Source organism: Pseudomonas fluorescens (assembly GCF_000730425.1).
Lineage (GTDB): Bacteria > Pseudomonadota > Gammaproteobacteria > Pseudomonadales > Pseudomonadaceae > Aquipseudomonas > Aquipseudomonas fluorescens_X.
In genome coordinates this window covers 1,123,441-1,137,160 of record NZ_CP008896.1, presented here as the reverse complement: position 1 = coordinate 1,137,160, position 13,720 = coordinate 1,123,441, and the positions used below count along the sequence as shown (strand labels likewise).

The 13,720-nt window shown below is 63.9% G+C and carries 13 protein-coding genes; 7 read left to right on the top strand and 6 right to left on the bottom strand.

Features of this window, described 5'->3' with window-relative positions; translation table 11 throughout:
- Positions 1–2: 2 nt before the first annotated feature.
- The 5 genes from HZ99_RS04695 to tatA form a co-directional block, all read right to left on the bottom strand.
- Positions 3–932, bottom strand: coding sequence for a GNAT family N-acetyltransferase (locus tag HZ99_RS04695; RefSeq protein WP_038441618.1), 930 nt, complete (start codon positions 930–932; stop codon positions 3–5).
- Positions 933–982: 50 nt separating this feature from the next.
- Positions 983–1,495: a MarR family winged helix-turn-helix transcriptional regulator gene (locus HZ99_RS04690; protein ID WP_038441617.1), complete on the bottom strand. Its 513-nt coding sequence runs from the start codon at positions 1,493–1,495 to the stop codon at positions 983–985.
- Between the two features lie 185 nt (positions 1,496–1,680).
- Complete coding sequence (tatC, locus tag HZ99_RS04685; protein WP_038441616.1) at positions 1,681–2,451, bottom strand: twin-arginine translocase subunit TatC; 771 nt, start codon at positions 2,449–2,451, stop codon at positions 1,681–1,683.
- A complete protein-coding gene (gene tatB, locus HZ99_RS04680) occupies positions 2,448–2,744 on the bottom strand; it encodes a Sec-independent protein translocase protein TatB (RefSeq protein WP_038441615.1) in 297 nt (98 codons plus the stop codon). The genes tatC and tatB overlap by 4 nt, the downstream gene beginning before the upstream one ends.
- Positions 2,744–2,959, bottom strand: coding sequence for a twin-arginine translocase TatA/TatE family subunit (tatA, locus tag HZ99_RS04675; protein WP_038441614.1), 216 nt, complete (start codon positions 2,957–2,959; stop codon positions 2,744–2,746). The genes tatB and tatA overlap by 1 nt, the downstream gene beginning before the upstream one ends.
- Before the next feature lie 160 nt (positions 2,960–3,119).
- Between tatA and gspK the strand changes: the two genes are divergently transcribed.
- The gene (gene gspK, locus HZ99_RS04670) at positions 3,120–4,085 is read left to right on the top strand and encodes a type II secretion system minor pseudopilin GspK (protein WP_038441613.1); all 966 of its coding nucleotides are present in this window, start codon (positions 3,120–3,122) and stop codon (positions 4,083–4,085) included.
- 193 nt (positions 4,086–4,278) lie between these two features.
- Here gspK and HZ99_RS04665 read toward each other — a convergent pair whose 3' ends face one another.
- Complete coding sequence (locus tag HZ99_RS04665) at positions 4,279–6,309, bottom strand: PhoX family protein (RefSeq protein WP_038441612.1); 2,031 nt, start codon at positions 6,307–6,309, stop codon at positions 4,279–4,281.
- A 232-nt stretch (positions 6,310–6,541) separates the two neighbouring features.
- Here HZ99_RS04665 and HZ99_RS04660 point away from each other — a divergent pair, with 232 nt between their 5' ends.
- Genes HZ99_RS04660 through gspG form a run of 6 tightly spaced genes read left to right on the top strand, consistent with a single transcriptional unit; the run spans position 6,542 to position 13,720 of the window.
- Positions 6,542–8,194: a lipoprotein UxpA gene (locus HZ99_RS04660; RefSeq protein ID WP_038441611.1), complete on the top strand. Its 1,653-nt coding sequence runs from the start codon at positions 6,542–6,544 to the stop codon at positions 8,192–8,194.
- Positions 8,191–8,619: a pilus assembly protein PilZ gene (locus HZ99_RS04655; protein WP_038441610.1), complete on the top strand. Its 429-nt coding sequence runs from the start codon at positions 8,191–8,193 to the stop codon at positions 8,617–8,619. The genes HZ99_RS04660 and HZ99_RS04655 overlap by 4 nt, the downstream gene beginning before the upstream one ends.
- Before the next feature lie 7 nt (positions 8,620–8,626).
- Positions 8,627–10,576 (top strand): type II secretion system secretin GspD, encoded by a 1,950-nt coding sequence (gene gspD, locus HZ99_RS04650; protein ID WP_115284177.1) that lies wholly within the window; start codon positions 8,627–8,629, stop codon positions 10,574–10,576.
- 5 nt (positions 10,577–10,581) lie between these two features.
- Positions 10,582–12,030: a GspE/PulE family protein gene (locus HZ99_RS04645; RefSeq protein WP_080727769.1), complete on the top strand. Its 1,449-nt coding sequence runs from the start codon at positions 10,582–10,584 to the stop codon at positions 12,028–12,030.
- Positions 12,030–13,232: a type II secretion system inner membrane protein GspF gene (gene gspF / locus HZ99_RS04640; protein ID WP_038441609.1), complete on the top strand. Its 1,203-nt coding sequence runs from the start codon at positions 12,030–12,032 to the stop codon at positions 13,230–13,232. The genes HZ99_RS04645 and gspF overlap by 1 nt, the downstream gene beginning before the upstream one ends.
- Positions 13,233–13,261: 29 nt before the next feature.
- A complete protein-coding gene (gene gspG, locus HZ99_RS04635) occupies positions 13,262–13,720 on the top strand; it encodes a type II secretion system major pseudopilin GspG (protein WP_404942426.1) in 459 nt (152 codons plus the stop codon).

Here is a 13,720-nt window from a genome sequence, read left to right as displayed (position 1 = left end):
GCTTACGCCAGGGCCAGCGCCCGCTGGATCCGTGGCGCCAGGTTGTGGCCATGCACGCCACAGCGGGCCATATGGGTCAGCACTTCGTGCGCGTCCCAGGGGCGCACTCTGCCGGTGGCGGGCAGGCGGATATGGGCGTAGTCACTGCGACAGAAAAAGTCGTAGAAGTGCGTGCGCTGCCCTTCGACCGCAAACCCCAGGGCAGGGCGCTGATAGGCCTGCTGGAAAACCGCCGGCGCATTGCCCAGGTCCAGAGACAGTGGCAGCGACAAGGCATTGTTGAGCTTGGCATAGGGCTGCACCCGGCCCATGGGGGAGAAGAACAACACATTGCGATAGAACGCCCCCGCCCGTGGGTGCACGGCGATCAGCAGCCGCTGCACCCCGCGAAAATGCATGGCCCAGCGAAACATCGCGTTGTAGAGCATCAACGGCACACCCTTGCCGCGATACCCGGCGGCCACGGCCAGGGTGCCGACCTCGGCCAGGCGGGCGCCGGCCAGGCGTTGCAGGACTACCTCGTTGCCATGCACCTCTTCCAGGGGCAGGCCGAGCATGGAGTCCTCGATCAACGACACGGTGCCGACGATCTGCCGGTCCTTGACCGCCACGAAGGTGGTGGTGCCCGGCAGCAGATGAAACGCGGAAAAGCGCATGCCGGCCCGACACACCGTCGAGATGCCGCGCCGCGCATAGCTGTCGTTGACTAGGCGCAAGGCCTCTTCCAGTTCGAACAGGCTTTGCACCGGGCGAAACTCGAAGCCTTCGATGGCCAGGGAGTGACGGGCGATGCGCTGGATAAACAGACGCCGGTACAGCGCCGGCGGGATGTAGCGCTCCAGGGAGACCATGCTGTGGCGGATGACATCGACGCCACTGTGAATGCGTGGCTTCCTGCCGAAATTGGTCATCACTCGTTGACTGTGCAGCATCAGACACCTCCTTGTGTGACTACCGCGATTGACGCAATTGAAACCCGGGCCTAATGCCCATCCGGCAGTTGCTGGGACAGGGCGTGACTGGCCGATATGCAGTAGATCGACTCGGACAAGGCCTGGCGCTGCTCAAGGCTCAGGCCCTGGATGATGCCGCTGATCCAGTCGGTGTGTTCGGCAAACACCTCATCGACCACGCGCTTACCGTCGGCGGTCAGGCTGATGATCAGCTTGCGGCGGTCGGTCGGGTCGGTCTTGCGCTTGATAAACCCATCGCCCTGCAGGCCATCGAGCAAGCCAGTCACGGTGCCGGTGGTAATCGACAGGCGTGTCGCCAACTCCAGCGGCGACAGCTTCCCGCCGGCGCTCTTGAGGGTCAGCATGATGACGAAGCGGCCCTCTGACAGGTTGTAGCGGGCCAGCCGGATGGCACACACGCGATTGATCGCGGCCGCCGCCGACAGCAGCTCGAAGCACAGCTTGACGCTGTCCCGGACTTCGGCGGGCACCCCGTCAAGCTCACGCAGCATGATGTGGTGTTTGTTCTCTAAAATATTCATAAGGCGCAGTTTATCTTGGTGCCTTACTAAGTCAACATTTTGTTTAATCTGTCGGCGGGACGGCCTTGCTCCGGGCAGGTCGCAATGCTACGGGCGTTAGAAATCCACCGTCGCCAACCCTTTTTGCATTGAGGCGCAGGACCTGTTCGACCGCGAGTAGTGGTTTGCGGCATACCCGCGCACAGCTACAGCTGTCGGCCAGCGTCGATTTCCGAGGCGTCAGGCAGGGGCTGGCTGACAGACCGGCTGGCCAGCAGCCCCAGCTCGAACAGAATCCACATCGGCACCGCCAGCATGGTCTGGGAAAACACATCGGGCGGTGTCAACAGCATGCCCACCACAAAGCAACCGACGATCACATAGGGCCGGCTTTTCTGCAGGGTCTGCACATCGGTGATCCCGGCCCAGATCACCAGGAAGGTGGCCACCGGGATTTCAAACGCCAGGCCGAACGCCAGCAACAGCGCGAGGATGAAATCCAGGTACAGGGCGATATCGGTCATCATCGCCACGCCGTCCGGGGTCACGCTGGTAAAGAAGCCGAACATCATCGGGAACACCAGGAAAAACGCAAACGCCATGCCCGCGTAAAACAGCACCACACTGGCGGCCAGCAACCAGGCGGCGGTGCGGCGTTCCTGGCGGTACACCGCAGGTGCAATCATGCCCCAGGCCTGGTGCAGCAGCAGCGGCATGCTGATGAACAGGGCGATCATCAGGGTCAGCTTCAGCGGAGCCAGAAAGGGTGAAGTCACCCCGGTGGCGATCATCGTGGCGCCGCTGGGCAAGAAATCGCGCAGCGGCTGCGAGACGAAGCTGTAGAGCTGCTGGGCAAAGGGGAACAGAGCACAGAACACCAGGAGGATCGCCAGGACGCAGCGCACCAGGCGCGAGCGCAACCGGGTCAGGTGGCCGGTCACCGACAGGCGTGGGGCAGGCAAGGGCAGGTCGCTCATGGGGCAGGTTGTCCTGGGGAAAGGGTGGTTTCTGGCGGCGGCGGGGCGTCCAGGCGGATGCCGTCGCGCAGTTGCTGCTCCAGTTGCCGCAATGGCTGCTGATCGATGCCTTGCAGCAGGTGCTCGTGGTCCAGTTCCTGAGTGACCTGGGCCTTGAGCGTATTCATCGCCCGCTTGGCCCGGCCCAGCCACAACCCGGCATTGCGTGCGGCAACCGGCAGGCGTTCGGGGCCCAGTACCAGCAGCGCCACCAGGCCCACCAGCAGCAGTTCGCTGAAACCGATATCGAACATCAGTGTTTGCTGTCTGCAGATCGCCCAGGCTCGGCTTGAGCCTCAAGGCTGGTCTTTTGCGCCGCCTGTGCGCCGGGTTCGTTGCCCATGGAGGAGCGAAAACCCTTGATTGCCTCGCCCACATCGCTGCCCAGGCCCTTGAGGCGCCGGGTGCCGAATAGCATGACCACGATCAGCAGCACGATGACCAGTTGCCAAATCCCTATACCGCCCATAACGCCACTCCAAGCCATTGATTTGAAATATGAAGGCGCAGTTTGCCGGGGCTTTATGACGGCGCGGTGACGTTTTTGCGGAAATTGTGTGAGTCTGCCACCTGGTTGAAACATCCACTGTGTTGACTGTCGCCAGGATCTACACAAAGGTGGCGTGGCAATGGACAAAAAGCGGCAGCAGGGGGCGGCGTTATTGATGGTGCTGGTGGCCCTGGCCATGCTCGCGGGCGGCATGGCCTGGATGGTCGAGCAAGGGCGCCAGCAGGTCGACAGCGTGCGTCTGGTGCAGCAACGGGTACAGGCGCGGGCGATCGAGCGGGCGGCCCTGGCCTTTACCGAGCAGGCCCTGCAGGACCCGCTGTGGCGCGCCAGCCCGTTGTTCTGGCAGGCCATGCGTGGGCAGCCGTTGGCTTATGACTTCAAGGGTGGCAAGGCGAGCATCCAGATTCGCGACCTGCACACCTGCTTTAACGTCAACGCCTTGATCGGCCCCGAAGCCGAACGTGCCCAGCGCCAGTTGGTGCATCTGCTGGGGGCCGACATGGCGGCCGAACGCCTGGCCCAGACCCTGGCCGACTGGCTAGACACCGACCAGCAGACCCGCCTGCAAGGTGCAGAAAGCAATGAATACCTGCGTCAATCACCGCCGCGTCTGGCGGCCAATCAACGGATGCGCGATATCAGCGAATTGAACCTGCTGGCCGTTCCCGACGCGCTGCGGGCTTTGCGCTATCCACAGCTGTGCAGCCTGGACGAGACCGCTGGCTGGCGCCTGAATGCCAATGCGCTGAACCTGGAGATGCTGCCGCTGTTGGATGCGTTGTATGAGGGTGAGGTCTCGCGTTCGGTCCTGACCCGGCTGATCAGCGCACGCCCGGCGGGGGGCTATCGCGATGCGGGCGAATTGCGCCAGGCCCTGGGGGCGATGGATGACGCAATGTTCGAGCGTTTGAGTGAAGGCCTGCAGCTCAACGGTGACCACTTCCTGCTGCAACTGGACATTGACCTGGATGGCCAGCGCTTTCGCAGCCAGTACCGTGTCGAAGCCCAGGGCGTGGTGAAGTGGCACGCGCGAGTGCCGGCGCAGGGCATGCTGTTGCGCTCGCGGGAGCCTTTGCCGCTCTAAAAGCGCACACCGCATTCAGAAGTAGGCGCCGGCAAGTCGGCTCCCACATTCGATCTGTGGCTGATCCAAGGTTCTGCGTGCTGTGAGATCCCCTGTAGGCGCTGGCTTGCCAGCGATGGCGGCTTATCAGCCACTCCATCTGGTGGCTGACCTACCGGCCAGCTCCTGCAAGGGCGGTGCTACGCGAGCCTGGTCAGATCGCCAATTCCCCACCGTCTGTACGCTGGATCACCACCGTGGATGCCCGTGCCCGTACCTTGCCCACGGTGACGTCGGTAGCCACGTTAGTGGACGGCCAGTTGCTTGGATGCTGGATGTTGATGAAGACTGTCTTGTTGTCCGGCGTAAACGTCACCCCAGTCACTTCCGAACCATTGGGCCCCACGAAGAAGCGCCGCAGGTCCGCCTGGTTCTGGGCATTGACCGGTACCTGTTTGCCCTGGGCATCGACCATATTGGTGGGGATTACCACCAGCATCTGGTCGTTGGTGTAGTCGGTCAGGGTTTTTTCGCCGTTGTCGGTCTGGATCCACATCACGCCACGGCTGTCGAAGGTCATGCCGTCCGGGCTGGCGAACTGGTTCAGTACTGTCAGGCCGGAGCGGTTGAGGTCCGGGGTGCCTGCGGCGTTGGCGCCAAATACAAAGATGTCCCAGGTGAAGGACACCTGGTTATCGGCGTCATGCCAGCGAATGATGTGCCCGTGTTTGTTGTTTACACGCGGGTTGGCGGCGTTGGCCACGGTGCGGCTGGTGTTGTTGGTGAGTGTCAGGTACACGTCGCCATTGAGCGGGTTGACTGAGGTCCATTCCGGGCGGTCCATCGGTGTCGCGCCCAGGGCATCGGCCGCGCCACGGGTGTTGAGGATGATCCCCGGCAGGTCGGTGAACTTCGCACCCAGGGTGCTGCCATCGACGGTCGGGCTGGCCACGTCGAGCAGCAGCCAGTTGCCGCTGCCGTCGGCATTGAAGCGCGCCACGTAGAGTTTGCCGCTGTCCATGTACTTGGCGCCGGTGGCCAGGCGATCGCGGGGGTTGGCGTCTGCCGGGTCCCACAATGCGGTGGAGACGAACTTGTACAGGTACTCGTTCTGCGAGTCGTCGCCGCTGTAGAACACCACTGGCTTGCCGGCGGTGGTCAGGCCCGGCCAGCAACCTTCGTGGCGGAAGCGCCCGAGTGCCGTGCGTTTCACGGCACGGGTCGAGGCGTTGTACGGGTCGATCTCGACGATGTAGCCATAGGTGCTGGCTTCGTTGCGGTAGTCGTCGGTGGCCGTGGCGCCGCTTGGGGTGACGTTGAAACGGCTGAACTCGCCGTTCACTTCGCTCGGGTCACCCGCGACACTTTCCCAACGATAGTTGCCGTTGCTGGTACCTACGCCGATGCGCACCTGGTCGGCCGGGCGGTTGCCGCTGCGGTTGACGAAAATCCCTGGCCAGTTTTCTTCGCAGGTCAGGTAGGTGCCCCATGGCGTGTAGCCATTGCCGCAGTTGTTGTTGGTGCCACGGGTCTGGGTGCCGGTTGGCGAGAACTTGGTCTTGACGTGCTCGGTGCCTTTGAGCGGCCCCGACAGGTCCATCAGCGTAGCCGAGGTGAAACGACGGTTCAGTGGATCGTTTTCCATCACCTGCCAGCGACCGTTGACCTTGGTCACCCGCATCACGCCCGCACCGTGGGCATTGATTTCCTTGCGCACTTCTTCCACCGGACGCACGCCACCGATCAGGGTCGCGCCGTTGGGGTGCAACTCGGACTGCTCGATGTATTCGTGGTTGATGGCGATCAGGCCGTCAGTGGAGCTGCCATTGATCGGGAAGAAGCGCATGCCATCGTGGTTCATACCGACCGAGTTGGCCTGGTCGGTCGAGGTATTGGTGCCATCGCTTTTCCACGGTGCGGCGTTGCTGTTGAGCGGCGTGCCCCACGGCGCGAGGATGTGCGCGGTGTAGCCGGCCGCCACGGTGCAGCCGTCGGTGCGTGAGCCCGGGATCGAATTGAAGCCCAGTTTCAGGGCCGGTTTGGCGGGCTCGGTCGGGGTGTTGTGGTCAGAGCCACCGCCGCTGTCAAAGCAACCTGTCAGGCCGGTGCCGGCAATCATGGCAATCGCGGCGCCGAGTCCGCCCCGTACCACGCTGCGGCGGCTCAGGTAGGCAGTGAGTACCGATTCCATCGGTTCATTGAGGCTCAGGTTGCGATTCTGGTTGTCGCCAGTCTCTCGACTCATTTCATCAGGTCCTTTGTAGATCACGATTTTTGAAAGGAGCCCGAACTCTAAGAGCCGAATGTGATGATTCGCGGTCGGTTTTGTTAAAAATGTATGTATGTGTATTTCTTTTATTTCTTTTTGTTACAAGGCTGCATATTTCACTCCTGTTAAAAAACTGACATTAAACCGTCATTAATTGACCCCCACTATGCCGCCCTTAAAGCAGAGTTAGCCTCAGGGTGAGAGAACAATGGCTTCAATGGTGCGGCGCGATGTATTGGGATGGATGACGCTGGGCGCCTGTGCGCCGTGGCTGGCCGGCTGCTCTAGCCTGGGCGCTGCGGCGGGGCCTGCGGACAGCCAGCCCGTCGACCTGCTGTATATCGCCGACACCCTCGATGCACGCCTGCCGGGTCGCCCGGTGGTGCCCGCCACGCGCCTGGGGCCGGCGACACGGATCGGCCAGGCACCCTGGATCACCGGGGCCAATGCGCGTTTTCGCCAGGCCGACGGCAGCCGCCTGGATGGCCTGCTGGATGCCTCCCTGAGTGACAGCGTGCAAACCGGCGGTTATGCGGTACTCGGCGCGGTGTTGCAGCGCCTGCGCGATGAAGCAGGGCAGGAGAATAGCCTGACCCTGGAAAACGGCCAGTGCTGGAACGGCAGCGGCCTGGCCTACCTGACCCGGGGCCTGTCCGGGGTCCAGGGCAGCCAGTTGCTCGGCAGCGAAGTACGGGTCAGCAGTGATGAGCGCGTGCTGTGGCCCGAACAATGCCAGGGCCTGTACCAGCAATTCGGCCAGCCGGTGCTCGGTGCCGGGCTGGCCAGCGCCAGCGCGCAACGCCTGGCTACCCCAGGTATGCAGGTGTTCCGCCGGGGTGGCGTGCGTATTGCTGTCGTCGGCATTACCGACCCTTATGCACGGGACCAGCAAGCCTCCTTGAAGCAATGGCTGCACAGCCTGCAACCGGTGCTCGCCCAGGCCCGCGAAGAAGCCGACCTGGTGGTGGCCCTGGCCGATGTCGGCACCGGACCGGGATTCTGGCTGGCCGAGCGCCTGAGTCAGGTGGATTTGATGTTGTGCGCCCGTGGCCAGGATCTGTGGCCGCAGCCGGTGGAGATCCTGCAACGCTCCGGCAAGCGCGTACCGGTGGTGCTGGGCGGGACCCGGGCCAGCGGCGCCTTCCGCATCCGCTGCCAGGCGCAGGCGGGGCAATGGCGCTTTGAGGCACGTTTTTTTGCGGCCCAGGCCAGCGCGTTGGACGCTACCGCCCAGGCCCACGCCCAGCGCCTGCAACCCCGCTTGCAACAGCAGCGCGCAGCCCATGCCGCCTGGCTCGATCAGCCCCTGGCCAAGGCCCCGGAAAACCTCTGGCGCCGCGATGTGCGTGGTGGCAGTTGGGACCGCCTGTTGCACCAGGCCCTGGCCCGTGAGCCCAAGAGTGCGGTGTTGCTGCCGGGCCTGCGCTACGACAGTCCCTTGGCCCGTGGCCAGATGATTACCCGTGAACACTTGATCAGCCTGAGCGCCAGCTACCCGGCGCCGGTGGTCGATGTACCGGCACAGCAAGTGCGCCAGGTATTGGAGAACGGCGCCGAGCAACTGTTTGGCGAACCCCTGTTGCTGGACAACAGCCAGGACCTGCCGCGCTGGCTCGGCCAGCCCTGGCAGGTCACCTACAGTCCTGGCGGCAAGCGGGTCAGCGAGTTTGCCGAGCCGGTCGGCACCTGTCGCACCTTTGGCCTGGGCTTTGCCGCCGATGCCGGGCAACCCCTGTGGCAACACCTTGAAGGCTGGTTGCGCGAGCAGCCGGCGGATTGGCAACTGGCGCCCCTGCAATTGCCCGAGGTGCGCTACGTACAGGGGCACCCGGGATGGCATCCACGGAGCCTGGTCAGTTGAGCCGGGCAACCGGCCTGTTCAACCTGTTGCTGGTTACGCTGCTGGCCTGGCTGGCGGCGCAATGTGTGCTGCAACTGTGGCACGGGATCGCGCAACCGGTCGCGCCATACCCGGCGCCGGCGCCGGTCGCCGACCTGTTGAGCAACCACTGGGCACCACGTCTGGCGCCCAGCGGTGACCTGCCGTTGACCACGCTCCAGGTCGATTACCTGGGCAGCCTCAAGGCCACGCCGTTGCGCGCCACCGTGCTGGTCCTGCGTTTCGGGCAACAAGAACGCACGCTGACCCTGGGTCAGCGCCTGGCCCCGGGCATCGTCTTGCAGGATATCGATGAACGCGGGCTGATTTTTGACAATCAAGGGCAGCGCGAGCGCTTGCCATGGCCGACTGAGCGACCGGTGATCGGCCTCAAGCGCAAGGAATGAACTGACGATGCACATGATCAATAAATGCCTAGGCCTGAGCGCATTGTGTCTGGCCTTGAGCGTGACCCCGGTCCGCGCCGTCGAAGCGCCGGCCTTATATGAAGTGAATTTCATCGACACCGAACTCACTGACTTCATCGACAGTGTGTCGCGCATCACCAACACCACGTTCATCATCGATCCCCGGGTCAAGGGCAAGGTCACGGTACGCAGCCTGGATATGCTCGGCAGCGAGGCGATCTACGACATCTTCCTCGCCCAGTTGCGCGCCCAGGGTTTTGCCGCGGTCAACCTGCCCAATGGCAGCGTGAAGATCGTGCCGGATCAGGCGGCGCGCCTGGAGCCGGTGCCGGTGGAGTCCACGCGCCAGGCCGGGCAGGGCAACGATGGCATGGCCACCCGGGTGTTCAGTGTGCGCAACGCCGGCAGCGAACAGATGCTCAATATCATCAAGCCGCTGATTGACCCGCGTGTGGGGGTGATCAGCCCATACCCTGCAGCCAACCTGCTGGTGATCACCGACTGGCGCAGTAACCTCGACCGTATCGACAGTTTGTTGCAGCAGCTCGACCAGGTCAGCCAGGAGCCCCTGGAAGTACTGCCCCTGGTCAATGCCAGCGCTAATGACACCGCGCAATTGATGACCCGCCTGCTGGCCCGCGAGCAGGGCGCCGATGGTGCGCAGGTGGTTGCCGACCCCCGCAGCAACGCCTTGCTGGTGCGCGGCAGTGCCGACAGTCGCCAACGGGTACGCGCGCTGCTCAAACAATTGGATCAGCCGCAAAATGCCTTGCGTCCCTCGAACACGGTGGTGATGTACCTGCGCCATGCCAACGCGGCCGAAGTGGTCAAGGTGCTGCGCGGCTTGAGCCAGGACGCCCCCGGCGCCGGCGCTGAAGGCGTCGCCACGGACGGTGCGCCCAAACCGGTGGCGGTCAGCGCCTCGGGGATTCGCATGGAGTCGGAGGAGGGCACCAACGCCGTGGTGATGGTCGGCCCGGACAGTGAAATCGCCGCCTACCGCACCATCGTCGAACAACTGGATATCCGCCGTGCCCAGGTGGTGGTCGAGGCCATCATCGCCGAGGTCTCCGATACCCGCGCCCAGCAACTGGGGGTGCAATGGCTGTTCCTGGGCGACTCGTTTGGCGGCGGTGCGGTGAACTTTACCAACGGTGGTACGAGCATCGCCGGCCTGGCGGGGGCCGCGGCCAGCGGCGACACCGCCGGCCTGGGCAAGCTGTTGGCCAATGTGCCTGGGGCCACCGCAGGCTTTGGCAAGCTCAATGGCGGCGGGCTGAACTTCATTGCGCTGCTCAATGCGCTCAAGAGCGAAAGCGGCTTCAACCTGCTCTCGACCCCCACCTTGCTGACCCTGGACAACGCCGAAGCGTCGATTCTGGTGGGCCAGGAAGTGCCCTTTGTGACGGGTTCGGTGACGCAGAACAACACCAACCCCTACCAGACCATCGAGCGCAAGGAAGTGGGGATCAAGCTGCGGATCAAGCCGCAGATCAATATCGACAACACCGTGCGCCTGGACATTGTGCAAGAGGTCTCCTCGATTGCCGACAGCACCGGTGCCAGCGATGTGATCACCAACAAGCGTGAGATCAAGACCAAGGTCATGGTCGAAGACAACGGCCTGGTGGTGCTCGGCGGGCTGATCGGCGACGAGGCCAAGAACAGTGACCAGCGGGTGCCATGGCTGGGCGATATCCCGGGGGTAGGGCGGCTGTTCCGCTCCAACGCCAGCCAGCGCACCAAGCAGAACCTGATGGTATTTATCCGTCCGCGGATCATGCGCGACGGCGAGACCCTGGCCCAACTGAGCAGCGAGAAGTACCGCAACCTCAAGGCCAGCTCGAACCTGGCATTGCCCGCGATCTCCGATAACAACGCCTTGCTGCGCCTGTTCCCGGCCAGCCGCGAACGCCTGGACGAGGGCGTGTGGTGAGTCCGTTGCTGCCTTACCGAATGGCGCGCCAGGCGGGCCTGGCGCGGGCGCCGGGCCCGCAGGGCTGGACCTTGTACCTGCGCGACGATGTGGATACCGACGCTTTGCAGGAAGTGTTGCGCGTACACGGCCTGCCGACGCTGGTCGAGCACCTTGACCCGGCCCAATACGAACTGCGCCTGGGGGCCTTGTACCAGGCCGGCGAATCGGCCACGGCGGCCTTGATTGAGGGCATCGGCGAGCAGGTCGATCTCGACAGCCTGATCAACGAACTGCCACGTATCGAAGACTTGCTGGAGAGCGATAACGAGGCGCCGGTGATTCGCCTGATCAATGGCCTGTTCGCCGAAGGCCTGCGCCTGCGCGCCTCGGATATCCATATCGAAACCTTCGAGCAGAGCCTGGTGGTGCGCCTGCGGGTCGATGGCCATCTGCGGGAGATCCTGCGCCCGCCACGGGCCTTGTCGGCCATGTTGGTGTCGCGGATCAAGGTCATGGCGCGCCTGGATATCGCCGAAAAACGCCAGCCCCAGGACGGGCGCATTACCCTGCGCTCCGGGGGGCGTGAAGTGGATATCCGAGTCTCGACCTTGCCGGGCATCCACGGCGAGCGCGTGGTGATGCGGGTGCTGGATAAACAGGCCAATTTGCTGGACCTCAATAACCTGGGCATGCCCGCCGAGGTGGAGCAGGCCCTGCGCGCCTGCCTGTCGCGGCCCAACGGCATTTTACTGAGCACAGGGCCCACGGGCTCGGGCAAGACCACCACGCTGTACGCCAGCCTCAATGCGCTGAACGATGGCTCATGCAATATCCTGACCGTCGAAGACCCGGTGGAATACGCGATTACCGGCATCGGCCAGACGGCGATCAACCCCCGCGCCGGCATGACGTTCGCCAGCGGCCTGCGGGCGATCCTGCGCCAGGATCCGGACGTGATCATGCTGGGTGAAATCCGCGACCAGGAAACCGCACAGATCGCCGTGCAAGCCAGCCTCACCGGGCACCTGGTGCTGTCGACGCTGCACACCAACAGCGCGGTGGGCGCAGTCACCCGCCTACGTGACATGGGCATCGAACCCTTCCTGATTGCCTCCAGCCTCAAGGGCGTGATGGCCCAGCGCCTGGTGCGCCGCCTGTGCCATTGCGCAACGCCCGCACCGTTGCAGGCCGCCGAGCGCCAACTGTGGCCGGAACTGGCAACGCTCGCGCAGAGCTTTCACCCCCAGGGCTGTGACGACTGCCAGGGCAGTGGCTACCACGGGCGGATCGGTCTCTATGAATTCATCACCCTGGATGCCGGCTTGATCGGCCTGCTGTACGACGGCGCCAGTGAAGCGACGATGCACGAATACCTCGCCGACAAGCGCCAGAGCCTGACTGCCATGGCCACTGAATGCCTGCGCCGTGGCGACACCAGCCTGGAGCAGGTCCTGCGTGCGGTGCGCGACTGATGCCGACCTATCGTTACCAGGCGCTGGACCTGCGCGGCAATCGTCGCAAAGCCAGCATCCAGGCGGAAAGCGAGCGCCATGCCCGCCAACTGCTGCGCGAGCAGGGCCTGTTTGCCCGTGAGTTGCAGGTGCAGGGCGCGAGCCTGTCGAGCCCGCGCGGGCAACGTTTGAACCATGGGCAACTGTGCGAATTGACCCGCCAGTTGGCCACGCTGTTGAGCGCCGGCATCCCCTTGGTGGATGCCCTGGGCACCCTGGAGCGCCAACTGGCAGAGCCGGCGATCCGCAATCTGCTGGTGGCGGTGCGCGGTGCCCTGGGTGAAGGCTTGAGCCTGGCCCAGAGCCTGCGGCGCCAGGGCGGGCAGTTCAACACCCTGTATTGCGCGCTGGTGGAGGCGGGCGAACGCTCGGGCAAATTGGCGCCGGTACTGGAGCGCCTGGCCGAACACCTGGAGCAGGTACAGAAACAACGGCACAAGGCGCGCACCGCGTTGATCTACCCGGCGGTGCTGATTCTGGTGTCGCTGGCGGTGGTGATCGGCCTGATGACGTTTGTGGTGCCCAAGCTCACTGAACAGTTCAGCCATACCGGGCAAAGCCTGCCGCTGATTACCCGAATATTAATCGGCGCCAGCGAGGGCCTGGTCATGCTCGGCCCGTGGTTGCTGGGGCTGGGCTTGCTGTCGGCAGTGGGCGCGCGGCTGTTATTGCGCCAGGCGGTATGGCGCTTGCGCCGCGACAACCTGGCCTTGCGCCTGCCACGCATCGGCGTGTTGCTGTCGGTATTGGAAAGCGCACGGGTCTCGCGCAGCCTGGCGATTTTGCTCGGCAGTGGTGTGCCATTGCTCGAATCCCTGGAGGTTGCCACCGCGACAGTCGGCAACCGGCAGATCCACCAGTCCCTGGAGGCGGTGCGTGAACAGGTCGAAGGCGGCGTGACCCTGTACCGCGCCCTCAGTGCCAGCGGGCACTTCCCGCCGATGCTGTTGAACATGGTCGCCAGCGGCGAGGCCAGCGGCACCTTGCCCGACATGCTCTTGCGCGTCGCCGACAACCAGGAGCGTGGGTTTGCGCGCCAGGTCGACCTGCTGCTGGCGTTATTCGAACCCCTGATGATTCTGCTGATGGGCGCGGTGGTGCTGTTCATCGTGCTGGCGGTGTTGCTGCCGATCATGCAGCTCAACCAGGGCCTTAGCCTTTGAACAGACAACCTGAAGCTGGAGAATTTGAAATGGAAAAGCACGCCATGCCAGGCAATCGTGCAGTCAAACGTCGCGAGCGCGGTTTTACCTTGATGGAAATCATGGTGGTGATTTTTATCATCGGCCTGTTGATCGCGGTGGTTGCCCCCAGCGTGCTCGGCAGCCAGGACAAGGCCATGCGCCAGAAAGCCCTGGCTGACCTGGCGACCCTGGAGCAGGCGCTGGATATGTACCGCCTCGACAACCTGCGGTTCCCCACCTCCGAGCAGGGTCTGCAGGCGCTGGTCAGCAAGCCGGGCCTGGAACCCTTGCCGCGCAGCTGGCGGGCTGACGGCTACATCCGTCGCCTGCCCCAGGACCCGTGGGGCAATGCTTATGGCTACCGCACCCCGGGCCAGCACGGTCGGGTGGATCTGTTTTCCCTGGGCGCCGACGGCCAGGAAGGCGGCGAAGGCACCGACGCCGATATCGGTAACTGGGACCTCTAG

Excerpts from the sequence above, each read along its gene's own strand:
- gspK (WP_038441613.1), top strand. The coding sequence starts at position 3,120 with ATGGACAAAAAGCGGCAGCAGGGGGCGGCGTTATTGATGGTGCTGGTG.
- gspD (WP_115284177.1), top strand. The coding sequence starts at position 8,627 with ATGCACATGATCAATAAATGCCTAGGCCTGAGCGCATTGTGTCTGGCC.
- tatA (WP_038441614.1), bottom strand. The coding sequence starts at position 2,959 with ATGGGCGGTATAGGGATTTGGCAACTGGTCATCGTGCTGCTGATCGTG.
- HZ99_RS04690 (WP_038441617.1), bottom strand. The coding sequence starts at position 1,495 with ATGAATATTTTAGAGAACAAACACCACATCATGCTGCGTGAGCTTGAC.
- HZ99_RS04660 (WP_038441611.1), top strand. The coding sequence starts at position 6,542 with ATGGCTTCAATGGTGCGGCGCGATGTATTGGGATGGATGACGCTGGGC.
- gspF (WP_038441609.1), top strand. The coding sequence starts at position 12,030 with ATGCCGACCTATCGTTACCAGGCGCTGGACCTGCGCGGCAATCGTCGC.
- tatC (WP_038441616.1), bottom strand. The coding sequence starts at position 2,451 with ATGAGCGACCTGCCCTTGCCTGCCCCACGCCTGTCGGTGACCGGCCAC.
- HZ99_RS04695 (WP_038441618.1), bottom strand. The coding sequence starts at position 932 with ATGCTGCACAGTCAACGAGTGATGACCAATTTCGGCAGGAAGCCACGC.
- gspG (WP_404942426.1), top strand. The coding sequence starts at position 13,262 with ATGGAAAAGCACGCCATGCCAGGCAATCGTGCAGTCAAACGTCGCGAG.
- tatB (WP_038441615.1), bottom strand. The coding sequence starts at position 2,744 with ATGTTCGATATCGGTTTCAGCGAACTGCTGCTGGTGGGCCTGGTGGCG.
- HZ99_RS04665 (WP_038441612.1), bottom strand. The coding sequence starts at position 6,309 with ATGAGTCGAGAGACTGGCGACAACCAGAATCGCAACCTGAGCCTCAAT.